The sequence below is a fragment of the Amycolatopsis sp. genome (genome assembly GCF_035276945.1).
GTDB lineage: Bacteria > Actinomycetota > Actinomycetes > Mycobacteriales > Pseudonocardiaceae > Amycolatopsis_E.
In genome coordinates, this window is record NZ_DATELF010000032.1 from 59370 (window position 1) to 83668 (window position 24299).

General features: G+C 68.7%; 21 protein-coding genes and 2 pseudogenes. 10 read left to right on the top strand and 13 right to left on the bottom strand.

Translation table 11 applies throughout. The features are described from left to right. Window positions 1–30: 30 nt before the first annotated feature. Window positions 31–2610, bottom strand: coding sequence for a bifunctional FO biosynthesis protein CofGH (locus VJT49_RS04470; protein WP_324163392.1), 2580 nt, complete (start codon window positions 2608–2610; stop codon window positions 31–33). 145 nt (window positions 2611–2755) lie between these two features. On the opposite strand from VJT49_RS04470, the gene VJT49_RS04475 reads away from it, so the two are divergent. Beyond that, a complete protein-coding gene (locus VJT49_RS04475; RefSeq protein ID WP_324163393.1) occupies window positions 2756–4324 on the top strand; it encodes an IS1634 family transposase in 1569 nt (522 codons plus the stop codon). Here the strand turns inward: VJT49_RS04475 and VJT49_RS35050 are convergent. From VJT49_RS35050 to rfaE2, 7 genes and pseudogenes are all read right to left on the bottom strand, one after another. Next, window positions 4305–5923 (bottom strand): annotated as a pseudogene (locus VJT49_RS35050) (RecQ family ATP-dependent DNA helicase). The gene VJT49_RS04475 and the pseudogene VJT49_RS35050 sit on opposite strands and share 20 nt — an antisense overlap. After that, a complete protein-coding gene (locus tag VJT49_RS04490; protein ID WP_324163395.1) occupies window positions 5910–6356 on the bottom strand; it encodes a hypothetical protein in 447 nt (148 codons plus the stop codon). The pseudogene VJT49_RS35050 and the gene VJT49_RS04490 overlap by 14 nt, the downstream one beginning before the upstream one ends. A gap of 40 nt (window positions 6357–6396) precedes the next feature. Continuing rightward, entirely contained in the window at window positions 6397–7290 is an 894-nt protein-coding gene (locus VJT49_RS04495; protein WP_324163396.1) for a PfkB family carbohydrate kinase, read from the bottom strand. Continuing rightward, a complete protein-coding gene (locus tag VJT49_RS04500; protein WP_324163397.1) occupies window positions 7291–7452 on the bottom strand; it encodes a hypothetical protein in 162 nt (53 codons plus the stop codon). It lies immediately after the preceding gene. Between the two features lie 304 nt (window positions 7453–7756). Continuing rightward, window positions 7757–8455, bottom strand: coding sequence for a methyltransferase domain-containing protein (locus VJT49_RS04505; protein WP_324163398.1), 699 nt, complete (start codon window positions 8453–8455; stop codon window positions 7757–7759). Beyond that, on the bottom strand, window positions 8452–9249 hold the full coding sequence (locus tag VJT49_RS04510) for a glycosyltransferase family 2 protein (RefSeq protein WP_324163399.1): 798 nt from the start codon (window positions 9247–9249) through the stop codon (window positions 8452–8454). Before VJT49_RS04510 ends, VJT49_RS04505 begins: the two co-directional genes overlap by 4 nt. Next, window positions 9246–10682 carry a D-glycero-beta-D-manno-heptose 1-phosphate adenylyltransferase gene (rfaE2, locus tag VJT49_RS04515; protein ID WP_324163400.1) on the bottom strand — a complete coding sequence of 479 codons (1437 nt, stop codon included), beginning with the start codon at window positions 10680–10682 and terminating at the stop codon, window positions 9246–9248. Before rfaE2 ends, VJT49_RS04510 begins: the two co-directional genes overlap by 4 nt. Before the next feature lie 108 nt (window positions 10683–10790). On the opposite strand from rfaE2, the gene VJT49_RS04520 reads away from it, so the two are divergent. The 4 genes from VJT49_RS04520 (at window position 10791) to VJT49_RS04535 (ending at window position 14510) form a co-directional block, all read left to right on the top strand. Continuing rightward, window positions 10791–11858 carry a glycosyltransferase family 9 protein gene (locus VJT49_RS04520; RefSeq protein WP_324163401.1) on the top strand — a complete coding sequence of 356 codons (1068 nt, stop codon included), beginning with the start codon at window positions 10791–10793 and terminating at the stop codon, window positions 11856–11858. A 362-nt stretch (window positions 11859–12220) separates the two neighbouring features. Continuing rightward, on the top strand, window positions 12221–13669 hold the full coding sequence (locus VJT49_RS04525; protein WP_324163402.1) for an NAD(P)/FAD-dependent oxidoreductase: 1449 nt from the start codon (window positions 12221–12223) through the stop codon (window positions 13667–13669). Between the two features lie 47 nt (window positions 13670–13716). Further along, window positions 13717–14085: a hypothetical protein gene (locus VJT49_RS04530; protein WP_324163403.1), complete on the top strand. Its 369-nt coding sequence runs from the start codon at window positions 13717–13719 to the stop codon at window positions 14083–14085. A gap of 173 nt (window positions 14086–14258) precedes the next feature. After that, the gene (locus VJT49_RS04535; protein ID WP_324163404.1) at window positions 14259–14510 is read left to right on the top strand and encodes a WhiB family transcriptional regulator; all 252 of its coding nucleotides are present in this window, start codon (window positions 14259–14261) and stop codon (window positions 14508–14510) included. A 21-nt stretch (window positions 14511–14531) separates the two neighbouring features. Here VJT49_RS04535 and VJT49_RS04540 read toward each other — a convergent pair. Then, a pseudogene (locus tag VJT49_RS04540) lies at window positions 14532–15017 on the bottom strand (DNA-binding response regulator); the annotation flags it as partial. An 88-nt stretch (window positions 15018–15105) separates the two neighbouring features. After that, on the bottom strand, window positions 15106–16230 hold the full coding sequence (locus VJT49_RS04545; protein ID WP_324163405.1) for an FAD-dependent oxidoreductase: 1125 nt from the start codon (window positions 16228–16230) through the stop codon (window positions 15106–15108). An 84-nt stretch (window positions 16231–16314) separates the two neighbouring features. Between VJT49_RS04545 and VJT49_RS04550 the strand changes: the two genes are divergently transcribed. Next, a complete protein-coding gene (locus VJT49_RS04550; protein ID WP_324163406.1) occupies window positions 16315–16848 on the top strand; it encodes a TetR/AcrR family transcriptional regulator C-terminal domain-containing protein in 534 nt (177 codons plus the stop codon). A 379-nt stretch (window positions 16849–17227) separates the two neighbouring features. After that, the gene (locus VJT49_RS04555; protein ID WP_324163407.1) at window positions 17228–17479 is read left to right on the top strand and encodes a hypothetical protein; all 252 of its coding nucleotides are present in this window, start codon (window positions 17228–17230) and stop codon (window positions 17477–17479) included. Window positions 17480–17863: 384 nt separating this feature from the next. Here VJT49_RS04555 and VJT49_RS04560 read toward each other — a convergent pair whose 3' ends face one another. After that, window positions 17864–18559 (bottom strand): hypothetical protein, encoded by a 696-nt coding sequence (locus tag VJT49_RS04560; protein ID WP_324163408.1) that lies wholly within the window; start codon window positions 18557–18559, stop codon window positions 17864–17866. A gap of 336 nt (window positions 18560–18895) precedes the next feature. On the opposite strand from VJT49_RS04560, the gene VJT49_RS04565 reads away from it, so the two are divergent. Further along, window positions 18896–19237: a hypothetical protein gene (locus VJT49_RS04565; protein WP_324163409.1), complete on the top strand. Its 342-nt coding sequence runs from the start codon at window positions 18896–18898 to the stop codon at window positions 19235–19237. Here the strand turns inward: VJT49_RS04565 and VJT49_RS04570 are convergent. Together VJT49_RS04570 and VJT49_RS04575 are read right to left on the bottom strand one after the other, a co-directional pair. Continuing rightward, on the bottom strand, window positions 19215–20450 hold the full coding sequence (locus VJT49_RS04570) for a glycoside hydrolase family 5 protein (RefSeq protein ID WP_324163410.1): 1236 nt from the start codon (window positions 20448–20450) through the stop codon (window positions 19215–19217). The genes VJT49_RS04565 and VJT49_RS04570 overlap by 23 nt on opposite strands. A 21-nt stretch (window positions 20451–20471) precedes the next feature. After that, the gene (locus tag VJT49_RS04575) at window positions 20472–21842 is read right to left on the bottom strand and encodes a glycoside hydrolase family 6 protein (protein WP_324163411.1); all 1371 of its coding nucleotides are present in this window, start codon (window positions 21840–21842) and stop codon (window positions 20472–20474) included. Between the two features lie 172 nt (window positions 21843–22014). On the opposite strand from VJT49_RS04575, the gene VJT49_RS04580 reads away from it, so the two are divergent. Together VJT49_RS04580 and VJT49_RS04585 are read left to right on the top strand one after the other, a co-directional pair. Next, entirely contained in the window at window positions 22015–23316 is a 1302-nt protein-coding gene (locus VJT49_RS04580) for a sugar ABC transporter substrate-binding protein (protein ID WP_324163412.1), read from the top strand. Beyond that, complete coding sequence (locus VJT49_RS04585; RefSeq protein WP_324163413.1) at window positions 23313–24278, top strand: sugar ABC transporter permease; 966 nt, start codon at window positions 23313–23315, stop codon at window positions 24276–24278. The genes VJT49_RS04580 and VJT49_RS04585 overlap by 4 nt, the downstream gene beginning before the upstream one ends. Window positions 24279–24299: the final 21 nt, after the last annotated feature.

Sequence of the window (24299 nt, forward strand, 5' to 3'; positions counted from 1 at the left end):
AGGGTCGGGGGTCGCACCCCCGGACCCTTCTCAAGTCGCGAGCGGAAGGGCGTGGCGGACGGCGGGGGTGACGCCGTCGCTGGCCCGTGCCGCTTCGACCCGCTCAGGGGGCGGGGTGCCGTAGGTGGTGGTGCGCTGGACCAGTGGGCGGCCCAGCGGGGCGACCAGGGATTCGAGATCACTGATCGTCTTGTAGGAGCCGTTGCTCGCACCCGCCATGCGGCTGATCGTCTCCTCCATGAGCGTGCCGCCGAGGTCGTTCACGCCGCCCCGCAGGACCGCGCGGCAGGTTTCCTCGCCGAGTTTCACCCACGAGCACTGGATGTTGTCGATCAGGCCGTGCAGCAGCACCCGCGCCAGCGCGTGCACCGCCCGGTTCTCCCGCACGGTCGTACCGGGGCGGGCCAGGCCCGCCAGGTAGATCGGCGCGTTCTGGTGGATGAACGGCAGCAGCACGAACTCGGTGAACCCGCGGCGGCCGGTGCGCTCCAGGCTCCGGCGTTGCAGGTCCGCGATCAGCTTGAGGTGACCGACCCAGTGCGCCGGGGTGTCGACATGGCCGTACATCATCGTCGAGGTCGTGGGGATGCCGAGCTCGTGCGCGGTGGAGACCACCTCGATCCAGCTCGACGTGGGCAGCTTGCCCTTGGTCAGCACCCAGCGGATGTCGTCGTCCAGAATCTCCGCCGCGGTCCCCGGCAGGGAGTCCACCCCGGACTCGTGCACCCGCGCCAGCCAGTCCTCAATGGACATGTTGGTCCGCGAGGCGCCATTGACCACCTCCATCGGGCTGAAGGCGTGGAGGTGGATTCCGGGCCGCCGCCGCTTGACCTCGGCGGCCAGATCGAAGTACGCGGTACCGGGCAGGTCCGGATGGATGCCGCCCTGCATGCAGATCTCGGTCGCGCCCGCCGCCCACGCCTGGTCCACCCGGTCGCCGACCTGGGACAGGGAAAGCGTGTAGGCGTCGGCGTCGGTGCGGCGCTGCGCGAAGGCGCAGAACCGGCAGCCGGTGTAGCAGACGTTGGTGAAGTTGATGTTGCGCGTGACCACGAAGGTCACGTCGTCGCCGACGGTGTCACGCCGCAGGCCGTCCGCGAGCTGTGCCAACGCGTCGAGTTCGCCGCCATCCGCGTGCAGCAGCGCCAGAGCGTCCTCATCGGACAGTCCGGCTGGGTCGCGTTCGGCGCGGCGCAAGGCTTCCGCGATGTCGGAGTCCATCCGGCGCGGCGTGGTGGGCACCTTTTCGCGGAGTTCTCCCCAGTCGCCGTAGACGGAATCGAAGTCACCGCGCCGGTCACCGGAGCGGCCCAGGGTGTCGACCTCGACGTGCAGCTCCGTGCGGCCCTGTTCCTGCCAGCCACCGTCGGGTTCCTGCCACGGCCGCCCTTCGACGCGTACCCCTTCGCGGGCCAGGCCGGTTTCCGAATCGGCCAGCGCGGCGACGTGGCCCGCCATCCGGGGGTCCAGCCACGGCTCGCCGGCCAGCACGTACTCCGGGTAGATGGTCAGGCGTTCCCGCAACTGAAAGCCCGCCGCCGAGGTTTGCCGCGCCAGCTCGTCGATCTGGGGCCAGGCCCGTTCGGGATTCACGTGGTCGGGCGTGAGCGGGGAAACCCCGCCCCAGTCGTCGATGCCCGCGCGGACCATCAGCTGGTACTGGCTGCCGATCAGGTTCGGCGGCGCCTGGATCCGCGTCTTCGGCCCGAGCACGAGCCGCGCGACGGCGATGGTGGCGGCCAGTTCCTGGAGGTCCGCGTCCGGGGTCGCGCGCATCTTCGTGTCCGGCTTGGCCCGGAAGTTCTGCACGATGACTTCCTGGATACCGCCGTAGGCACGGGCCGTCCGGCGAATCGCGAACAGCGCGTCCGCCCGCTCTTCGAAGTTCTCCCCGATCCCGATCAGGATTCCCGTGGTGAACGGGACCGCGCTGCGTCCGGCGTCTTCGAGCACGCGCAGCCGCACCGCCGGATCCTTGTCCGGGGAGCCGTAGTGCGGGCCGCCCCGCTCGGTGAACAGCCTGGTCGCGGTGGTCTCCAGCATCATGCCCATGGACGGCGAGACCGGTTTGAGCCGCTGGAAGTCCTGCCAGGTGAGCACGCCCGGGTTGAGGTGCGGCAGTAGCCCGGTCTCCTCCAGCACGAGGATCGCCATGGCCCGCACGTAGGACAGGGTGTCGTCGTAACCGTGCGCGTCCAGCCATTCGCGGGCGGCCTTCCACCGGTCTTCCGGCCGGTCCCCGAGCGTGAACAGCGCCTCCTTGCAGCCCGCCGCGGCACCCTGGCGGGCGATTTCCAGCACCTCGTCCGGCGACAGGAAAGCACTGTCCACTTTGCCGGGAACGGTGGCGAAGGTGCAGTAGCCGCAGCGGTCCCGGCAAAGCCGGGTGAGCGGGATGAACACCTTGCGGCTGTAGGTGATGATGCCTTCCCGGCCGGCCTCGGCCAGTCCGGCGTCACGGACGCGGGAGGCGTACCCGGACAGGGTTTCGAGGTCTTCGTCGCGCGCGTGCAGCAGGACGGTGGCCTCGGCGATGTCGAGGGTCTTGCCGTCGCGGGCGCGGGCCAGCGCGCGTCGCATGGCGGAGGGAGCCAAACCAGCGGATGCCATAGGCCAAACGCTAGGTGCGCCCGGCGAGGCTTCTCCAGGACCGGACGCGACGATCTCGCCCCGCGCCGATCCCACCTGTCGTTTCCGCTGTTCAAAGGGGCCAATCGGGTTGCGGGCGGGCAGGTGCGCGGGTATTACCTAAAGTGTGGCTTCGGTGGTCGGCAAGCGAATCAGCGGGCGAACCTACTACTACCTCGTCGAATCCGGGCGGGTCGCCGGGCGGCCCCGCATCACCGCTCAGCGCTACCTGGGGTCCGCCGAGGACATCGCGGCCGCGCTCGACGGAGGCGGCGCCGTTCCCACCCACACCCGGCATCTGACGTTCGGTGAAGTCGCCGCGGTCTGGGCGACCCTGGAGCGGCTCCAGCTCGTGCGCATGATCGACGAAGTGGTGCCGTCCCGGAAGACTTCGGTGGGCACCTACTTCGCCCTCGCCGTGTCTCAGCGCGCCACGGCACCCGAGTCGACGCTCGCGGACTGGTGGGCGGGCACGGCCGCGGGCCGCTTCGTACGGCCCCGGCTGTCCGCGGATGCCGTGCGGGACGAGGAGTTCCGGCGGGCGACCAGAAGGCTCAGCGCGTCCCAACTGGACCGGATTTCCGCCGCCGTCGCGACGCGGCTGGCCGGCACCGACCCGATCGCGCTCGCGGTGGACGTGCCGAACTTCGCCACCTACGCCGAATCCGACACCGCGGTCGCGACGCTGACCGGGCTCAGTGCCGTGGTGACTCGCGACGGCGCGATCCCGCTGGTGTCACACCACTACCCGCGAGGCGGCACGGCCGTGATCCCGTTCGGCGTGGCCGTGGACCGGCTGGCCGCGCGCCACCAGGGCGAGATCACGCTCGTGTTCGACACCGGCCAGCACGCCCAACTCGACCTGGACGCCGGGATGCCGTTCGTCGGCGCGCTGCCGCTCGGGGACTATCCGGACCTGCTGGCCCGGCCGGCGTCCTCGCGGCGGCCGGTGGGCCCGGGCCGTTTTCCCGGTTTGTCCGCTTTGGACACGCGTGCCACCGTGTCCGGCGCGAACCGCAGAGTGGTGCTCACCCATTCGCCCCGGTTGCACGCGGCGCAGGCGCGGGGTTTCGCGCAGGCGCTGAGCGGCGCGACCCGCCAGCTCGACGGCCTGGCGCTCGCGCTGGCCGGCGGCCGGAACCGGCGGCCGAGGGAGGAACTGCTCACCGAGATCGTCAGGATCACCAGGGTGCGGTGGGTGGACCGGGTGGTCACCGCGCGGCTGACCGGCACCCGGCCGGGTGAGCTTCGGTTGCAGTGGCGGCTGGACTCCGCGGCCCGCGCACGGCTGGACGAGGAGTTCTTCGGCAAGCAACTGCTGGTCACCGACCGGGACGACTGGCCGGTCGCGGACGTGATCACGGCCTACCGGGCGCGCTACCACCTGGACTCCACCTTCCGCATGCTCAACGGCGCCTTCGTCGAGGGCCGGTGGAACGAGCACCGGATCGCGGTGCATTCGCTGGTCACCGTGCTGACCACGGCGGTCACCCACCTGATGCGGCGCGAGGCGGACCGGGCCGGGCTCGACCTGTCCGTGCGGGAACTGCTCGACCAGCTGTCCGGTATCGGGGAGACGGTGCTGCGTTACCCGTCCACCGGCGGACGCCCGCGAACCCGGCGGGTGCTTACCGAACGCACAGAGATCCAGCAGCGTCTCTTCGACCTGTTCGACCTCAGCCGTTATGCGCCGTAAGGAGGTTGTGTTCCGTGACCGCGCGCAGGGAGAGGGTGCGGTAGCCGACTTCGTCGAACAGGACGGTGACGCGGTCGGCCTCCCGGTGCACCACCGTGCCCTCTCCCCATTCGCGGTGCCGCACTTTCGTCCCGGGCGGGAACTCGCCGGACTCGCAGGTTCGCGCTTGGGCGGTCCCCGCGTCGCAGGTGTCGCAGAACCCGCACGGTTCGGCCATCGACTCCCCGAAGTAGCCGAGCAGGAACCCGCGGCGGCACGAACGGGTTTCCGCGTACTCACGCACGATCTCGATGCGCGACAGGTCCAGCCTCGTGCACTTGTCGGCGACCTCCGTAGCCCGGTCCGTCGCTTCCGCCGGGTCGAGGCCCGGATCGCGGTAGGCGAACCGGCCGCGCTTCGTCGAACGCACGAGGCCCGCCTGCTCCAGCAGGTTGAGGGTATGCACGGCCTGACGCCGCGATCGGCCGGTTTCGTCGCCGATCTGCCGGGCGGTGCCGGGATGCGCGCGGACCGCCTCGGCGACCTCCCGCACGGCTTCCACGTCGGCCTGGGGTGTGGCCAGAAACCGTTGCACGCCAAGGTCTTCCGGGCGGTAGAACAGTAGTGCGTCGGCTCGTTCGCCGTCTCGGCCCGCGCGGCCGATCTGCTGGTAGTAGGAATCCAGCGAATCCGGCGCCGAAGCGTGCACGACGAACCGCACGTCCGGTTTGTCGATGCCCATGCCGAAAGCCGAAGTCGCCACCACGACAGCAAGCCGTCTCGCCAGGAACCGCTCATGCACCTGTTTCCGCTCCGCGCTTTCAGGCCCGCGTGATAGGCCGCCACCACGCCACGGCCGGCCAGTTCGGCCGCGTACCGCTCGGCTTCCTTGCGGGTGGCCACATGGACCAAGCCGGGCTTTGCCGTGTCCGTGACCCATTCGGCGACGGCGGCTCGCTTGTCGTCGTCGCCGATCGCCCGCTCGACGGCCAGGTACAGGTTCGGCCGGTCGAAGCCCACGACCACGCGCACGGCGTCGCGCATCCCGAGGTGCCGCACGATGTCGTCCCGGACCGGCCCGCCCGCGGTGGCGGTGAGCGCGAGCGCCGGTGGGTGGCCGAGGCGTTCGATGACCTGCCCGAGCCGGACGTAGTCGGGCTGGAAGTCGTGCCCCCACGCGGAAACGCAATGCGCCTCGTCGACGACGAACAGGCTCGGCGGAGTCCTTTCGAGCCGGGCGAGCACGTCGTCCTTGACCAACTGCTCCGGCGACAGGAAGAGGTACCCGGCCTCGCCCTCTTCGACCGCGTGCCAGGCTTCGCCGCTTTCGCCCGCCCGCTGCGCCGAATTCACCGCGACCGCGTCCGGCGTCTCGTTGTCCGCGAGCTGTTTGGCCTGGTCTCGCTGTAGCGCGATCAGCGGCGAGACGACCAGTGCCGGGCCGGGCAGCAGCAGGGCGGGCACCTGGTAGATCGCGGACTTGCCGGCACCGGTCGGCATCACGACGAGCACGTCGTCGCCGGCCAGCAGGTGTTCCATCGCGGTCAGCTGCTCCGGCCGGAGACCGCGCCAGCCGAAAACCTCCCTGGCCGCGCGTTGCAGCCGCTCAGTCCGGGCCATCCGGCCGTCCCGGCACGTCGTTGACCCAGGAGAGCAGGTGGACCAACGCGTCGAGCCTGCCCAGCAGGTTGGGGTCATCGGCCGCGAAGGAAAGCTGGACGGCGGCGGATTCAAAATCGTGGTTGAGTTCGGCGAGGACGGCGCGCAACGTGGCGCGCACCGGCGGATCGACCTCGTCGACGGCGACCTCGACGTTCGTCTCGTCGGAAAGCCCGACGGTGAACAGCTCGTCATTCCCGTCGGCCTCCGCGCGGATCCGGGCCGCGGCCGCCGTCGCCAGCTCGCCGAGCAACGGCCGGAACAGGTGCCGATCCGGCGCCTGGATGCCGATCATGCGGGGAATCCGCCGCGCCAGCGCGTCGTAGTCCTGCCGGCCATGCAGTTCGAGCAGTTCGCCGGCGAGGCGCCGGGCGTCTGGTTGCGTGTGGCTCATCGATTGCTGAAATTCCCCCGCCGGTGTCGTTGAAACGTGTTCATGCGAGTGCTTCCAGTTCGGCCGGGTCGAGGTGCGGGCGGCCGCCGGCATGCTCGGTGGTCACCGCGGCCGCCGCCACCGCCAGCCGGGCTGCCGCCCGCACCCGTTCACCGTGGGTAAGTGCCCAGGTGAGCGTCGCGACCAGCGCGTCTCCCGCGCCGGTCGTGTCCACCTTCGGAACCTTCGTCAGGGGCAGGAATTCGTGACCCGTCCGGTTGGCGAAGACGTTTCCCTTACCCGGCACTTCCAGCACCGCGAGCTCGATACCCTCGTTGATCAGCGCCTTTCCGACTTCGACCGCGTCCTCGACGTCGTCGATCTCGCGCCCGGCGAGCTGCGCGGTTTCCCGCCCGTCGGCGCGCAGGACGTTCGCGTACGCCAGGAGTTCCTTGTCGGTCGGCACGCCGTCGAGGACGACCCGGGCCTGGACGGCATGTGCCAGCCGCGCGGCTTCCAGCGCGGCCGCGGTCGGTTGCCGCAACTGGACGATGACCGAGCGGGCGGACCGGATGAGCTCCGACGCGGCGAACACGTCCCGTTCGGTGGCGAGGACTTCGTCGGGTACGTGCTCGAGATACCGCCACTGGCCGTGATCGTCCACGACGTCCACGATCAACGCGGTCTGGGCGCCGGAGCGTCGCGTGACGTGCGAGACGTCCACCCGGTCGGCCTCGGCGCGAGCGAGCAGGGCCGCGGCCGCGTGGTCGTCGCCGACGACGCCGATCAGCGCGACGGACATGCCGAGTTGGGCCAGCCCCACCGCCTGGTTGGCGCCCTTGCCGCCGAGCATCTCGCGGCGGGAGCGCACCAGGGCAGAGTGCCCGGCGTCCGGGGCATCGGGCACGCGCAGCACCAGGTCCCGGGCGATCTGCCCCAGTACGACGGCGTCCATCTACCCGGAATGCTGTCGCGAGTCGCTGTCGGCGGCCTGTTCGGCCGCCCCTTCCTCGTCTCGGCTCACGTGCTCGCGGGACAGCTGGCCCCGGCTCTCGGTGAGTGCCGGGCCGCCCCATCTCACACGGTCGTCGATCTCGTCGAATCGGTGTCTTGCCATCGTTCCTCCCGCGGTACGCAGCGTGCCCCGGGTTGCCCGGTCCGAGCCGGATCGAAACGCCCGTGCCGATTCGTACCGCATCGGAAAACGCCACCGGGTGCACACGGATCCGGGAGCCGATCGGTTCGAGCGACGTGATCGCCCGTCTGGTGACGATCGGCGTCCAGCGTGACGGCCGACGATCTTCAACGCTTCACCCGTACCTTCGCCGGCCTCACTGTGCTCCACCTCGACCAGGATTTCGACCTCATCGCACAAATCACCGGGCTGACCACCGGCCAGGGTCCGTCACCTTACGTCCACATCAGTCGAAGAAGCGGGCGAGATGCGCGTCGGCGGGCGGTGGGCCGGCGGGCGAGCGGGGGCGGAGGTCGGCGAAGACGCTGGCGCCGTCACACGCGGCGTGCAGGGGATACCAGGGCCGCTGGTCGCAGATGCCCTTGATGGTCTGGACGTCGAGCAGCCGCACATGAGTCGGATCCGCGACCGCGTTGACGTGACGCCACCACGGCGACATGACGTGCGCGGTGCCGTCCGGGCGCAGGATCCGGTGCACCTCGTCGACGAGCGGCAGGAAGTCCACCAGATGCTCCAGGATGTGGACCAGGAACACACGGTCGACGGAACGGTCCGCGAAGGGCAGGCCGGTGGAAACGTCGGCGAGCACGTCGGCCTGCGGGGTGGGGCGGAAGTCCACGCCGATGTTGCCGGGATACTGCTTCTGGCCGCCGCAGCCGATGTCGACCACCACCGGCGCCCGCCCGCCGACCCGCACCCGGTCCCACACGCCCAGCACCCCGTCCAGGGTGCCGATCAGGGCCCGCACCATGGCCAGTTCCTCCGGGCGGTCCAGTTCCCCGGTCAGATGCGCCACGCCGCGGTCGAAACGGACGTCGATGTCGAGCCCGCGCAGCCGCTCGTCGTGTTTGCGCATTTCCCCGAAGGCGTGCTCCAGGAACTGGTCGCGTGTCTTCAACCGTCGCTCGGACAGCGGGATGATCATGTGACTGCCTCGTAAGCCTGTACGGATCGGTCGGTCACCGTGGTCGGTGCCTCCAGGTGCACCGCGCCGGTGGGCAGGATGCCCGCGCCGCCGTAGGCCGCCAGCACGCGCAACTGCGCCAGCACGTCTTCCCCGGCGTGCCGTTCGGGAATGTCTCGCCAGAAGTCGAAACCGCCGGTGGCAACGAGCGCTTCCCGGTCGTAGAGCACGCAGCCACCGACCCAGGCGATCTTGTAGGCGGTCCACCTGGGACGGTTGGCGACCGCGTCCGACAGATGGGCCGGGTTGGCCGCGTTGTGCAGTGTCCATCGTCGCCACTGCGGGGATTCGGGCGTGATCCGCTCCGGCTCGGGCGCCTGTTTCCACTCCTCGAAGGGCGCCAGTTCGTCCGGCCGGTAGTCGTCCAGATAGGACAGTCCCTGCACCGCGTTTCCGACCAGACCGCAGCCGAGTTCGGTGATCGCCGAATGCAGCCGCGTGATCGAGCCCGGTGCCAGCCAGACGTCGTCGTCCAGGTACAGCACGTAGCGCGCGGTCGAACACGCCAGAAGATGGGCGCGCTGCTGCGCCATGCCACGGCGGGGCAGGTTCCGCGTCAACGTGACCTCGTGGCCCGCGCGCCGCAGCACCCGCACCATCGCCTGAGCCGCCGGGGTGGCATAGCCCGGTTCGCCCGGCGACTGGTCACTCACGACGACCGAGAAGTCGTCAAAGTCCTGCGCGGCCAGCCCGGCCAGCGTCGTGGCGAGCTCGGTCGGCCGATCGCAGGTGGGGATCAGCACGTCCAGTGTCACTTCGCGGTCTCCCGGATCTTGGCGATCAGCGAGGAGGTCGACCGGTCCGGCACGTAGCCGAGCACCCGGACTTCGCCGCCGTAGTCCCGGACCACCGGAGCCTCCTTGAGCATGTTCTCCGTGTAGTCGCCGCCCTTGACATAAAGCGCGGGCTTGAGGCGCTTCAGCAGTTCGATCGGGGTGTCCTGCTCGAACACGGTCACGTGGTCGACGCAGCTCAGCGCCGACAGCACGGCGGCCCGGTCCTGCGCGTTGTTGACCGGGCGGTCGGGGCCTTTCAGGCGGCGCACGCTCTCGTCGGAGTTCAACGCCACGATCAGGACGTCGCCCTGCCGTTTCGCCTCGTTGAGATACGTGATGTGGCCGCGGTGCAGGACGTCGAAGCAGCCGTTGGTGAACACCACGCGGCGCCCGGCCTCGTGGTGTGCCTCGACCACGTGTACCAGCTCGTCCGGATCCACCGCGGCTTCGCGGGTGAGCGCCACGGCGAGTTCGGTCTCCGTGCACACCGCGGTGCCGTTCTTGTGCACGACCACGCCCGCCGCCGTCTGCGCCAGTTCCATGCAGCTGGTCAGCGGCAGCCCGGCCGCGCCACCCAGGCACAGCGCGGCGACGAACGTGTCCCCGGCCCCGCTGGCCTGGCTGTCGGGCGCCGGATCGGCCCAGGTGCGGTAGGCGGGGCCGTCCGGGGTGAGCAGCAGCGCCCCCTCACGGTCCAGCGTGACGACCGCGGCCCGGGCGCCGGTGGCCTCAAGCAGGTCGGTCCGGCGCCGCTCGAACAGGGATGCGCGGTCCTCTTCCAGCGTCACGCCGAGCAGCCGCACGGCTTCGTCCGCGTTGGGCGTCACCAGCCCGGGCCGCACCGAACGCCAGCGTTGGAAGTCGTGGCCGTCGACGACCAGCAGGGGCACGTTCAACCGCGCCACCTCGTCGCGCACCGGAGAGCTGAGGAGACCGTTGCCGTAATCACACACCACGAGCGCGTCGGCGTCTTCGATCGCGCGGCGCAGCGCGTCGATGACGCGGTCCGGGTCGGCATCGTGGCCGTCGCCCTCGTCGAACCGCACGAGCACCTGGTCGTCGGCCACGATCCGCTGCTTGCTGACGCCGCGGCGGCCGGGCTCGACCAGCACATAGTCGGTGTCGACTCCGTGCCGCGCCAGCTCGCCGGCCAGGTCGTGCCCGGGATCGTCGTCCCCGAGTACGCTGACGAACCGCACGCGGGCCCCCATCTCCGCCAGGTTGACCGCCGTGTTGGCGGCGCCGCCCGGGGCGAGCGACCGCGAATCGACGTCGACGACCGGAGCGGGCGCCTCCCGGCAGATGCGTTCGCACCGGCCGGACAGCCAGACGTCGAGGATCGCGTCCCCCACAACGGTGATCTTCGGTGCCGTCCGCGCCAGCCGCGCGACGAGGTCAGCGGTGATGGCCATGGTCTCCTCACCTCCGTTCCAGACAGTGCCCGCTCTCCTTCCGATCAAACTCGGTTTGCCCATGCGGAAATCGGGCACCTACTCCGCGTGGTGACGAACGTGGGACCCATGGGTGAGAAGTTCCCGGACGTGCGGCGGATCGCGGTGCTGCGCGGGGGTGGGCTCGGTGATCTGCTGTTCGCGATGCCCGCGATCGACGCGCTGCGCGCGGCCTACCCGGACGCCGAGATTCTCCTCCTCGGCACGCCGTTGCATGCCGAGCTGTTCGCCGACCGGCCGTCCCCGGTCGACCAGGTGATCACGCTGCCCGCCGCGCGTGGGGTGCACGAGCCGCCGGGTCACCCCTTCGACGAGGCGGAGCAACTGGCCTTCGTGGCGCGGGCCGGACCGGTCGATCTAGCCGTGCAGGTGCACGGCGGGGGCCGTTGGTCCAACCCCTTCCTGCACCGCCTCGATCCGAAATGGACTGTGGGGTCGCGCACCCCCGACGCGGCCGAACTCGACCGCTGGGTGCCGTTCCGGTACTACCAGAACGAAGTCATGCGAGCGCTGGAGATCGTCGGCCTCGCGGGGGCACCGGCCGTCACGCTCATTCCCACTGTTTCGCTGACCCCGGCCGACCTGGACCGCGCCGCCGTGGAACTCGAAGGTCTTCCCGACCGGCTGGTCGTCGTGCATCCCGCGGCCACGGACCCACGGCGGTGCTGGCCGCCCGAACGGTTCGCCGAGGTCATCGCGAAGGTCGCCGACGGCGGTGCGGGCGTGGTGATCATCGGCACGCCCGGGGAACGTGACCTTGTCGAGCGGGCGACTTCCCTTTCGCGGCAACGAGTTTCGGCCGCCGAGCGGATCCGGCCCATGACCCACCTCGGCCTCTCGGCGTTGTGCGGGGTGCTGGCCCGAGCCGAAGTCTTCGTCGGCAACGACAGCGGGCCGCGTCATCTCGCGCGCGCCGTGGACACCCCGGCGGTCGGTGTGTTCTGGATGGGCAACGTGATCAACGCCGGCCCGCTCGGCCGGGCGCGGGACCGCGTGCTGATCTCGTGGACGTCCACTTGTCCGGTATGCGGCGCGGACTGTACCCGGGAAGACCTGCCGCGCTGCGCGCACGACGTGTCGTTCGTCGCGACAGTGTCCACTGAGGACGTCTTGGCGGAGATCGAAGACCTGCTCTGACGCGTCGAGCGCGCGAGTCCGCCTCCCGCGACACGCGAGTCGGCCTTCCGCGACATGCGAGTCGGCCTTCCGCGACATGCGAGTCGGCCTTCCGCGACATGCGAGTCGGCCTTTGGTGACACGTGAGTCGGGCTTTGGTGACACGTGGGTCGGCTTTTGGCGACGGGTGAGTCGGGCTTTGGCGACGGGTGAGTTCGGCTTTGGCGCGCGCCGAGTTCCTCTCGCGCACGAACCGGGGGCTCGGGGTCGTGAAGGCCGGACTCGGGTGACCGGAAGGCCGGACTCGGGTGTCGTGGAAGGCGGACTCGCGCGGGGGCGGCCGGGGCTTGGCTGCCGGGCAGAATCCAATTAATCTTGTACTGGTGAGTAACTCGCGGCCGTCCGTGGCCATCGTCGGTGCCGGCTTCGGTGGCCTCGGTCTCGCCGTGATGCTCAAGCGCGCCGGGTTCACCGACTTCACGATCTTCGAGCGGGCGAATGACCTCGGCGGGGTGTGGCGGGACAACACCTATCCGGGCGCAGCCTGCGACGTACCGTCGCCGCTGTACTCGTACTCCTTCGCGCCGAACCGGACCTGGCCGCGTCGCTATGCCGAACAGTCGGACATCCTGGCTTACTTGCGCCGAACCGCCCGGGAAGCAGGGGTGATCGAGTACATCCGGTTCGGCACTGAGGTGACCGGGGCATCGTTCGACGGCCGCTGGCGTCTCGAAACCGCGTCGGGGGAGACCTTCGAGGCGGACGTGCTCGTGCCCGCGGTCGGGCTGCTGTCCAGACCAGCGGTTCCGGAGATTCCTGGGGCCGACGAGTTCGACGGGCCCATCTTCCATTCGGCTCGCTGGGACCACGACGTCGAACTCGCCGGCCGCCGGATCACGGTAATCGGTACCGGTGCCAGCGCGATTCAGTTCGTGCCCCGAATCCAGCCCATGGCCGAACGGCTGACAGTTTTCCAGCGCTCCGCCCCCTACGTCGTCCCGAAGCCCGACATCGCCTACCGTTCCTGGCACCATCGGCTGTTCCGGTCCGTGCCCGGCGTTCAGGCGGCGATGCGCGCGGCCACCTGGTTCGCCGGCGAACTGCTCACCCTCGCGCTGACCGCCGTACGACCCCTGGGCAAGCTCGTCGAGCTACTGTTCCGGTACCACCTGCGCCGCCAGGTGCCCGATCCGGCGCTGCGTGCCCGGCTCGTCCCGGACCACCGGATCGGGTGCAAGCGGTTGCTGTTCTCCAACGACTGGTTCCCGGCGATCAGCGCGCCGAACGTGGACCTGGTCACCGATCAGATCCTCGAGATCACCTCGCGCGGGGTCCGGACCACGTCGGGTGAGCACGAGGCCGACGTGATCATCTATGGCACGGGCTTCCACGCCACGGAGTACCTTGCGCCGATGCGGATCCGCGGCCTCGGTGGGCGTGAACTCAGTGACGAATGGGCGGGTGGCGCGCGCGCCTACCTGGGCATGACCATACCCGGATTTCCCAACATGTTCCTGGTCTACGGCCCGAACACCAATCTCGGCGGCAACTCGATCATCTTCATGATCGAGCGGCAGTACCGGTACATCCTGAAGATCCTGACCTACGGCCCGTCCTATGTGGAGGTCCGCGGGGAGGTCGCCGAGCGGTTCGACACCGAGCTGCAGCGGCGGCTGGCGAGCAGCGTGTGGAGCGGGTGCGCGAGCTGGTACCACGAGGGCGGCGGCCGGATCACGACGAACTGGCCCGGCCTCGTCTGGGAATACCACCGCCGCACCGCGAAGGCGAGTCCGGCCGACTACCACCTCACCGCAATCCACCATGGACAGTGAATACCCGCCGTCGCCGTGGCACCTGCGCACGGCGCGGCCAGGTTTCCGTGTGGCTGATCCCGCGGGCGGAGCTGCCCGCGCTGTCGAACGGGTTGAGACCGGTGACCGTGTTCGGCCGGGCGGTGGTGGCCGCCGCTTTCGTGGACTACCGGCCGGGCAGGGTCTATACGCGCACAACCAGGGCCATGCGGGCCTTGGGCCAGGCTCAACCGTCCGGTCGCGCGTATCCGGGTGCTCACGGGCACGGCGTCGAGGGGTCTGCGGCACGGACCAGGCCACTGGCCCCGGCAACCTCGTTTCCGCCCGGCACGGCAAGGCCCCCTGCCGGACCAGCACGACGACCCGGCAACTCGTGGTACGACAGCACCCTGCTCGGCCTCGCCGTCACGAGCTTCCGGATGCGCTTCGGCGGCTGAGCTCGAGGGCGCTTTCTGAAAAAGCGGTTGGGCTGGACGGGATGTGGGTAGGACCATATCGGGGTCGGGGGAACACAACCAGGTGGGGACACGTTGAACGGCTTCGGGCTGTCGACGCGCTTTTCCACCAGCGGTGAAGCCGTGCCCCGAAAACGCCGGAAGGAGGCGGCAGTATGAGGCGAGTGATGGTTGACTGGCGACACAGGGCCGCCTGCCGGGACGAGGACCCTGAGCTGTTCTTCCCCGTGTCCGAGATGGGCCCGGGAGCACGGCAGCTAGCGCAGGCGAAGGCCGTCTGCGCACGCTGCCCGGTCCGCGCCGAATGCCTGGACTACGCCCTGGAAAACGGGCTGGACCATGGGATCTTCGGTGGGCTGAGCGAGCAGGAACGTCGCAAGGTCCGCACCCGCCAGCAGGCGGCCTGACGGTCGGTCGGCATGCCGAGCGGAGACCAGTCCGCTCTCGTACACGATGATCACCAGTTGCGCCCGGTTTCGGGCGGGCAGTTGGCCAGCAGATGGCCGACGTGGGTCTCCACCGTGACGAGGCTCAGCTGGAGCTCGGCAGCTGTTTCGGTGTCCGACAGACCTCGGGCGGTGAGCGTGAGCACTTCACGCTCGCGTCCGGTAACCCCGTCGGGCAAGCGCATCACGGTGCGACGCGGCTGCTTGGCGAACTCTTCGATGAGACGCCGCGTCACACTCGGTGCGAGCAGCGCGTCACCAGCCGCGACGATGCGGATGGCGGACAGCAGGATAGACGTAGGAATCCAGATCGAAAGTGGTCAGGGCCGGCACCCGGATTTCGCTCGTCTCGCGCCCGCCGCAGATCAGGCGGGTCGCCTCGATACCGTCCATTTCGGGCATCAGCACGGCGTTCGGCCGTGCACGCCGAGCCAGACGGACCGGGTCGACACCCGTGCCCACCGGGCCGTGGCCCCGCCGTACAAGCTCGTTGGGCGAACGACTTCATCGGACGCTGCCGCATCTCGGCCGTTGTCGTACTCGGCCGCGGGGACGTTTAGGACTGCCGCAAGTGCTGGAAGACAGGCAGGGTGGCCATTGCCTCGTGATGGGCTTTCTCGGCGGTCGTGAGCATTTGCCGCTCGTAGGAAGCGATGGCGGGCAGGAGCGGGTCGGCGCTCGCCAGTTGTGTGGTGAGCAAGGCGGCGTCGCCCAAGGCCAGGTTGGCACCGAGGCCCCCCGGTGGCATCGGATGGGCGGAGTCGCCGAGCAGCGTGACCGTCCGAGTGGGCCACGGCGGGATCGGCTCGGCATACCGGATCGGGCCGATCCCGCTGTTGTCCGGGTCGCCCTGCTCGATCAGCGCGCGCAGCTCCGGATGCCAGCCCCGGACGAGATCCAGCACGACGTCGATGCCGTCCTGGCCCGCATACTCCCGCTCGACGTCGACGGGACCGCCGGGCGGGACCAGCATGACCCAGCGCAGGTAGCCGGCCGCGTCGGGCAGCTGTACCTCGGGCGCCAGTTCGGCCGCGACGAGCCGGGGTGATCGCTCGACGGGCATCTTGCCGAGGTAGAGCTGCCGGCCTTCGCCCATCACGACGGTGGTCCAGCCGGGCACGAGCGCGGCGAACCGGTTGGTCAGCGGGGTGCGGCCGATGACCCCGTTGACGCCAGTGCCCAGGATCTCGGTCTCGGGGAGTAGTTGGCGGCGCACGGTCGAGCCCAGGCCGTCCGCGCCGACCAGGAGATCGCCGGTGGCCGCGCTGCCGTCTGCGAACTCGGCTCGCACCTGTCCGTCGGGCAGCTCCACGTAGCGGTCGAGTTTCTTGCCGAATCGCACGTCGAGGCCGGTCAGCAGCAGATGGCGTAGCACATGCCGGTCGAACAGGAGACCCTCGTCACGGCGCGGTATCCGGACCAGCTCCGTCAGCTGCGGGTCGACCGCCCTGCCGTCTCCGGTGAGGACACCGCCGATCCTGGTCAGCAACGCATGCCACCGTTCGGGCAGGCAGGTTTGCAGGTTCGCCAGCGCGGAGTCGAAGAGGCCGACGCGATAACCCTGGAACCGTGCCTCGACGGTGGCGTCGCGCTCGTAGACCTCGACCTCGATGCCCGCGCCGCGCAGTCCCTGAGCCAGAGCCAGCCCGGCGAGTCCGGCGCCGATCACGATCACTCGCATGAAGACTCCTCCGTGATGCGTGAACTAAGTTCACGTGAACTGAGTTCACAATACGCCGAAGGGTGCGGATGGCAAGCTGTCGCCATGTCGCGACGGGACGAGGTGCTGGAAGCCGCGCTGGAACTGCTCGATGAAGTCGGGCTCGACGCGCTCACCACGCGCCGGCTCGCCGAGCGACTCGGGGTCCGGCCGAGCGCGCTCTACCGGCATTTCGCGAGCAAACGATTGTTGCTCGACGCGATGGTCGAGCACATCGCCGCGCGCGGAGCGGCTCCCGCCGCCCCGCATGGTGACTGGACGGCGCAGATCCACTCGGCCGCCGGGAACATGCGCGAAGCCATGTTGGCCTACCGGGACGGGGCCCGGCTGATGGCGACTTTCGTCGAACCCGGCCCGGCCGCGCAGGCGAGCTGGAACTGGTTCACCGGCGTAGCCCGCTCCGCCGGCGCCTCGCGGGAACTGGCCGAACTCGCCGTCGACACGCTCACCAGTTACGTGCAGGGTTTCACCATCGAGGAACAGGCACGCAAGAGCGGCGTCCCGCGGGCCAGGCGAGACAAGGAGTTCCGGGCCGGACTGGATCTCATAATCACGGGGATCAAGGCATCGTTTTCGTGATTGATTGGTGCGAGAATCGCGCGGACGATTCGCTGGGGGGATGGTGCCGTCGTCTCGAGCGCCTTTCATGACGGGAAACAGCCGGCGGTGGCACTCGCGGTCGTCGCTGCCTTCCTGACGGCCCTGTCCGCGGCGTGGTCGGACGAACATTGATCGTGCGCGCTACTCCTGGTAGCCGACGAGGCGACTTCGCATCAGGATTGGCACCGCGGTCACTGCTACGTGAGGCGGTGGACCGGGGTGTGGCGGTGCTCATCGCCAGTCGTGATCCCTTCTCTCGCGAGCGCGCCGACCGCGAGTTCTGATTGTGGCGGGATATTGACGGCAGCGTGCGGAGCTGCCGCTTTTGGTGGCGGCGCGGCGGGCGCAGCATGACGGTATGAGCACGTCAAACGTCCAGTCAGGACTGAACAGGTTGCTGGCGCTACTTCGTGACTTCCTTGCCCAGCAAGCCGAACTGACCGAGCGACGGCTGCTGCTGGACCGGCCGTGGGAAGAGGAGTTCCTGCACTGGGGCCAGGACGGCCGCATCCACGGGCATCTCCTGACCCCGCCCGGTCGCCGTCGCCTGGGCACCACCCGGTCCGGCTGGTGCCCAGGCCTGCGCGCATACCAAGGAGACCGAACATAAGCCACACCGAGGGGAACTCGTGGGTCGCGAAAGCTGGACTCGCGTGTCGCGAAAGCTGGACTCGCGTGTCGCGAAAGCTGGACTCGCGTGTCGCGGAAGTTGGACTCGCGGGTCGTGGAAGCCCGACTCGCGTGTCGCCCCGGCCGCACTAGTACGTTCGGGGACAGTTCCGCGTAGTCGAGGCTCGTGGTCGAAGTGAACACCGGGGAGGTGAACATTGTGGACGGTACGGTGGCGAGGTCGTTGTGCCGGAACCCGTCGATGTCGCCGAGGCCGGACACCAGTGACGGCCCGGACGGCGGGCTGATCCGGTCGAGCACCGTGGTCTCCTCGAGCCCCGCCGCGGCCGGCCTGATGGTGATCTTGCCGCCGGAGTCCCGCTCGTCAGGTTCGAGGTGCCGTAAATGGTGGCCCCCTGCGGTAGAGCAGGTGGTTGGAGTCGAACGGGTCGATCTTCATCGCCTCGGTCAGCCAGCCGAGCTTCGGGGTGACCTCCGGCGGGGACGGTTCGTGCCGAAGTTCAGCCAGGCGAGGACGAGATGTCCTGTGTATCGGAAGGTGTGGTTGGGATGGCTTGCCCAGTCCCAGATCAAGGTGTGGTTGGGATGGCTTGCCCAGTCCCAGATCAAGGTGTGGTTGGGATGGCTTGCCCAGTCCCAGATCTTCGTCCAGCTGGCGCCGCCGTCGGTGCTGCGCCACAGGCCGTTCCCGCTCGGCGCCCCGAAGTACAGCACGCTGTTGTTGTTCGGATCGACCGCCAGCCGTTCGCCCATGCCCCGGCCCGTTCCCGCCGAGCTTGACCGGGAGAACCGTGCTCTGCCAGGTGTTTCCGCGCTCGGTCGAGCGCAGGATCGCGCCGTTGCCGGGGTCCCAGCCGATGGTGTACATGCCGACGCCGGCATGGACCCGGTTCGGATCGACGTCGTCGGTGGGCAGGCTCACCACGCCGTTGTAACGCCAGTTCTGCCAGCCGACCCAGCCCAGGAGCGGAATCCACCGGCCAATGCTCGCTTTCCAGCGATAGGTGCCGCCGATATCCGCGCGTGGGTGGACGAGGTCCTTTTCCTTCCGATCGAACACTATTCCCGGAACGAAACCACCGCCGCCGATTTCCCGCGTTGTGCCAGGAATAGGTTTCCGCCGCGATCGCTCGCGGCTCGGAGTGCACCAGAGGTGGGGTGACCAGCCCGGCGGCGACCAGGATCGCGGCGAGCAACGGTGCTCTGCGCATGGCATGCCCTTTTCGTCTGTGTTCTCGTGAACTGGTTCTTGCGGCAGTGCCGGCCATGCCGCGGCAGGTTGCGCTCCGTGAGCATGAGGGTTGGGCCAATGGGGTACTAACGAGGAGTCACCGAACCGGTCGCCGTCGGCCTCCGTGTTCGGCTCAGCGGGAAAACGCACCGGGAGGGGCAACTCGTGAAGTCGGTGTTCGTGGCCTACCTGTCACTGGCGTTCGGCCTGCCGGCGGCGCTGGTGATCATCTTGGCCGTGCGGCACAAAATCCGGTCGCGCCGTGCCCTGCGCTCCCTGTCCCCCCGCGTCTCGGTCGCGGACATCATGGCCAGAGTGGCGATCGAGCGGGCGGCGGAGCAAGGTGGGACGCCCCGTCTCCGCCGCCCGGCCACCGCGCTGCCCTGCGGCCGGGTCTGGCCGGACAGTGACCAGGACGCCCTGACGTACTCGGTCACGGTCCCCATCCAGCGACGGTGGTATGTCGACCCCGAATACCGCGGCATCACCCCCAGCTGGCGACAGTAAGTGGTGGCACCGCCGCATTTCTCGCGACCGGTGGAATGAGATACGGCGACAGGTAGGCCTGCTTGGTCGTGTTGACCGTGGTCCAGTCGTCGTTCAGGATGCCACCGGTATCCCCGGAGTTCGGATTCCACGACCAGTAGGTGAAATCGATTCCCGAGGTGCCGCTGCCCAGATACCTGAGCAGGTCCCGCAGCCAGGTCTGGTCGACACCGGCGGCCAGGGTGGTGCCGAACTCGCCGAGCAGGACCGGGGCGATGTTCTGTTTCTCCAGATACCCGAAGAAATGGTCCCACAACGCGGGCAGGTTGGTCGGATAGTTCGGGGCGTCGAACCAGGTCTGGTGATAGACCGAGGTCGCGTACTCGTGCGCCGAGTACACCAGCTTGTCCGGTTTGGACAGTCGGACCGGGTACTTCGCCGCACCGGAGAGATTGCCACCCCACCAGCCACATTCCGGGGCGCCGGTGCCGGACACACAGTCCACGCCCTCCACGATGATCAGTAGGTCCGGGTTGACCGACAGGATGGCGTTGCCCGCGCGCTCCGCGGCCAGCCGCCAGTCCTTTGTGGTGTCCCCGCAACCCCAGCACGCGCCGCTGCCGCCCTGCACCGCATGCGGTTCGTTGTGCAGATCCACCCCGATCACCGTGCTGTCGCCCTGGTAGCGCTGGGCGAGCATCCGCCAGTCGGACAGCCAGCGGCTCTCCGGGTAGGCGCTGGTGTACCACAGCGGCGACTGTGCACCGGAGTCCGGACGGTGCTGGTCGAGGATGACCCGCATGCCCTTCTGCCCGGCGTAGCCGATCACCTTGTCCATGATCTGGAGGCCGGAAAGGCCCCGCAGATCGGGATTCTTGGTGTAGTCGATGTTGTTCGGCGCCGAACCCGCGTCGAACAGCTGGTTGGCGAAGGGCACCCGGATGGTGTTGTAGCCCAGCCCCGCCATCTGGTCGACCATGTCCTTGTAGTTGCGGGACCACAACCCATGGAAGGTGTGGCTCGCCGTCTCCAGGCCGAACCAGTTGATGCCGGTCATCCGGACGGGCGCGCCGGTCGCGTCCACCAACTGCGCGCCGACCGCGTGCCAGTAACCCGTGCCCGTACCAGCTGCCTGTGCTTGTGCCCGTGGTGCCGCGGTGGCCGGGCTCGTCGCGCCCACGACGAGCCCGGCCACCGCGGCGACCACGCACCACATTGCGCGTAGCCGCTTCATCACCAGCTCCTCTCCTCGTGCCTACAGGGGCGGGTAGGCGTTGGCGAGTAGCTGCTGGAACTGGGTGGAGAACCAGTGCCCGGACAGCGGGGCGTCGGGCAGCGCGCCGGACATGTTGTACCCGTTGCGGACGTTGCCGGTGTAGGTCGGGTCGCACATCGGGTCGAAGCCCTTGCCTTCGTTGTTCGGGATCGGGCTGCTGGAGCCATCGGATTCGCCCGGCGGCTTCATCCACACGTAGGCGTCGATCTCGCTCGCCGGGGTGGCGCGGGGCCGCTCACCGAGGCCGGCGCCGGACTGGTTGCACCAGTTGCCTACGTGAATCCGGCGGTCGAGCCGCCCGCCGTTGACGTAAGTGTCCACGCTGGTCATCGCGCCAGGCCCGGCGGGGCGGGCGGAGCCACCCCAGCCGTTGCGGGAGGTGTCGATCAGCATGCCGATGTTCGACGGGAAACCGGCGTTGACGAGCTGCTGCCGGAACGCCTGCGCGAACGAAAGTTCGTCCACGTAGCGGTTCCAGTCCACCCACTTCGACTGCCGCACCGAGGTGCCGTTCACGGAGTCGTTGATGGTGAAGTACGGCTCGGTGAGCGCGCTGTAGTTGGCGGTGTTGGTGATGAAGCCGGTGACGTTGTCGACCGTGCTGCCGGACGCCCTCGCCGCCTGCGCCAGCATCGAGGCGGTCGCGGTGAAGTTGTCGTCCCAGCCGATCCAGCCGTGGTGTGCCGCGTCGAGGTAGTTGTACACGTTGGGAATCGCGCCCAGCTTGGACAGCGCGTACCCGACGCCGTTGACGTAGTTCCCGTTCTGCAGCATCGTGTCGCAGGCCGCGGTGGCGGTCGGCCTGCTGTTGGTGTTGGTGACCAGGTTCGGCAGCGAGTCGATCTCGATCACCGTGACGATCCGCAGATTCGAATATTTCGAATCCGCCAGGATGGCCGCGATCGGGTCGATGAACTCGGACTCGTACCGGGGCAGGTCGTTCGGCGGAAGCTCGCCGTTGGACGCCAGCGCCGCGCAGTCACGGCCGGGCAGGTCGTAGACGACCAGCTGGATCAGGTTCGCGCCCTGCGAGAGCGCCCGGTCGAGGTGGGCTCGCAGGCCCATGCTCCCGCTCGTGCCCTGGATCGCCGCGATCCGGTCGAGCCATACCCCGGTGGGCTGGTTGGATACCTTGCCGCCGCCCGGTTCCGCGGCCGCGTGGGCGGACCATTCCGGGTTCACGTACACTTTGGCCCCGGCATACGGGTTGTCGACCCGTGCCTGTGCCTGGACGTCCGCGCCGCGGGCGACCGGGTTCACGAACAGTCCGGCGGCGAGTAAGGTGGCCGCCGCCGCGGTGAGGCCACGCCGTGCGCGCCTGCCGCGCACGCGTGGAGGATCAGATCTCATTGGGACTCCTTGGTCGACCCATTGTCTGGGAGCGCTCCCAGTGGCCTCCGACTGTAACTCCTTGGTCACCGCTTGACAAGCCGGGTGGGTATTTTGAAACTATCCACCGTTGACACTTAACCGGTCAACTGGGATCGTGTGATCCACGTTAACATCCTGTCAGGGAGTGAACGTGAGGTCATCGAGGACCGTGGCCGTGCTAGCCGCCCTGTTGCTGGTCGCCGGCGTCACCGCATGCGGATCGGGATCTTCCTCCGATGGGAAAACGCTTACCTACTGGGCGAGCAACCAGTCGACGAGCCTGGACAACGACCGGAAGATCCTCCAGCCGGAGTTGGACAGGTTCGAGAAGCAGACCGGTATTCACGTCGAACTCGAGGTGATCGTCTGGCCTGACCTGCTGAACCGGATACTCGCCGCGACCACCAGCGGCCAGGGCCCGGACGTGCTCAACATCGGCAACACCTGGTCGGCGTCGCTGCAGGCCACCGGCGCGCTGCACCAGTTCGACGATGCCACCCTCGCGCGGGTGGGCGGCCGGGAAAAGTTCCTGGCGAGCAGCATGGCGGCCACCGGGGCCGCCGGGCAGGCCCCTGCCGCGGTGCCGCTCTACGGCCTGGCCTACGGGCTGTTCTACAACAGGAAACTTTTCGCGGAAGCCGATTCGCGGCCACCGAAGACCTGGCCGGAACTGCGTGAGGCGGCCAGGAAGCTGACCGATCCGGCCAAGGGGCGGTGGGGGATCGGCATCGAAGGTGCGAGTTACACCGAGGGCTCGCACTTCGCGTTCATGTTCGGCCGCCAGAACGGCGCGCAGCTGTTCGCCGGAAGTGACCCCCAGTTCGACTCGGCGCAGATGGTGGCCGGTGTCAAGCAGTACGTCGACCTGATCTCCGAAGGTCTGGCCAATCCCAGCGACGCCGAGCATCTCAACGATGTCGACATGGACGGCGAATTCGCCTCCGGCCAGGCCGCGATGATCATGCAGCAGAGCAACGCGACCGCCGTACTGAAATCGCTCGGTATGAACGAGGGCGACTACGGCGTGGTGCCGATCCCGGTGGTGGACCCGCTGCCTGCCGGCGGCAAGCCGGTTTCCAGCCACGTCGCCGGGATCAACATCACCGCGTTCGCCAACAGTGACAACCTTTCCGGTGCCCTGCGGTTCATCGACTTCATGACCAGCCTGGACGAGCAGAAGGTGCTCAACGCCCAGTTGGGCTCGCTGCCCGTGGTGACGGCGGCTTACCAGGACGCGCAGTTCTCCACCCCGCTGATCAGCACTTTCCGGCAGGTGCTCGCTGACCGCGCCGAGCCGATGCCGATGATTCCGCAGGAGTCCCAGTTCGAAACGCTGATCGGGACCGTGGTGAAGGATCTCCTTGCCCAGGCCGCGAGTGGGAAGAAGGTGGACGATGCAACGATCAAAGCCAAGCTGAACACGGCCAACCAGCAGATGCGCAGCGGCGGATGACCGCGACCGCCACGGCACCGCGCACGACCCCCAGGCGTCCGTCGTTTTCACGCCGGCGGGTCCGGAAATGGTTTCCCTGTCTGCTGCTGATTCCCGCGCTGATCGCGGAACTGGCCGTGCACGTGATCCCGATGCTGGTCGGGGTCTGGATGAGCCTGCGGCAGGTCACCCAGTTCACGCTGCGGGACTGGACCAGAGCGCCGTTCGTCGGCCCGCAGAACTTCGCGCTCGCGGCGAGGCTGAGTTCCCCGGTGGGGCAGCAGTTGCTGCATTCCTTTTTGATCACCGTCGCGTTCACCGCGCTGGTGGTCGCGATCTCGTGGTTGTTCGGGCTCGCGGCGGCGGTCGCGCTGCAGAAACCGTTTCGCGGCAGGGCGTTGCTGCGGACGTTGTTCCTGGTTCCGTTCGCGCTGCCGGTGTTCACCGCGACCATCACCTGGCGGTTCATGCTGGAACGCGACACCGGCCTGGTGAACCGGATCCTGGTGGACGTGCTGGGCCTGACCGGCGACCGCCCGTTCTGGTTGGTCGGCCCGAACAGTTTCGTGAGTCTCGTGGTGGTGATGATCTGGCGGTTGTGGCCGTACGCCTTCCTGACGATCACGGCGGGCCTGCAAAGCATTCCGGACGAGCTTTACGAGGTCGCGGAAGTGGACGGCGCCGGGCCGTGGCAGAAGCTTCTGGGCGTCACGCTCCCGATGCTGCGGCCGGTCAACCGGGTGTTGCTGCTGGTGCTTTTCCTGTGGATTTTCAACGATTTCACCGTGCCGTACACGTTGTTCGGCGCGGCCGCGCCCGCCGAGGCCGACGTGCTGGCCGTGCACATCTACCAGTCGTCCTTCGTGACCTGGAATTTCGGCCTCGGCTCGGCGATGTCGGTGCTGGTCCTGTTCTTCCTGCTGGTGGTTTCGGTGCTGTACCTCTGGAAAGGAACGCGAAAGGGGAGGTCGGCGTGGTGGTGAGCGACGCACCCGTGGGTGCGT

Coding starts and splice junctions, on each gene's coding strand:
- VJT49_RS04470 (WP_324163392.1), bottom strand. CDS start 2,610: ATGGCATCCGCTGGTTTGGCTCCCTCCGCCATGCGACGCGCGCTGGCC.
- VJT49_RS04490 (WP_324163395.1), bottom strand. CDS start 6,356: ATGAGCCACACGCAACCAGACGCCCGGCGCCTCGCCGGCGAACTGCTC.
- VJT49_RS04495 (WP_324163396.1), bottom strand. CDS start 7,290: ATGGACGCCGTCGTACTGGGGCAGATCGCCCGGGACCTGGTGCTGCGC.
- VJT49_RS04500 (WP_324163397.1), bottom strand. CDS start 7,452: ATGGCAAGACACCGATTCGACGAGATCGACGACCGTGTGAGATGGGGC.
- VJT49_RS04505 (WP_324163398.1), bottom strand. CDS start 8,455: ATGATCATCCCGCTGTCCGAGCGACGGTTGAAGACACGCGACCAGTTC.
- rfaE2 (WP_324163400.1), bottom strand. CDS start 10,682: ATGGCCATCACCGCTGACCTCGTCGCGCGGCTGGCGCGGACGGCACCG.
- VJT49_RS04520 (WP_324163401.1), top strand. CDS start 10,791: ATGGGTGAGAAGTTCCCGGACGTGCGGCGGATCGCGGTGCTGCGCGGG.
- VJT49_RS04535 (WP_324163404.1), top strand. CDS start 14,259: ATGAGGCGAGTGATGGTTGACTGGCGACACAGGGCCGCCTGCCGGGAC.
- VJT49_RS04545 (WP_324163405.1), bottom strand. CDS start 16,230: ATGCGAGTGATCGTGATCGGCGCCGGACTCGCCGGGCTGGCTCTGGCT.
- VJT49_RS04550 (WP_324163406.1), top strand. CDS start 16,315: ATGTCGCGACGGGACGAGGTGCTGGAAGCCGCGCTGGAACTGCTCGAT.
- VJT49_RS04555 (WP_324163407.1), top strand. CDS start 17,228: ATGAGCACGTCAAACGTCCAGTCAGGACTGAACAGGTTGCTGGCGCTA.
- VJT49_RS04570 (WP_324163410.1), bottom strand. CDS start 20,450: ATGAAGCGGCTACGCGCAATGTGGTGCGTGGTCGCCGCGGTGGCCGGG.
- VJT49_RS04575 (WP_324163411.1), bottom strand. CDS start 21,842: ATGAGATCTGATCCTCCACGCGTGCGCGGCAGGCGCGCACGGCGTGGC.
- VJT49_RS04585 (WP_324163413.1), top strand. CDS start 23,313: ATGACCGCGACCGCCACGGCACCGCGCACGACCCCCAGGCGTCCGTCG.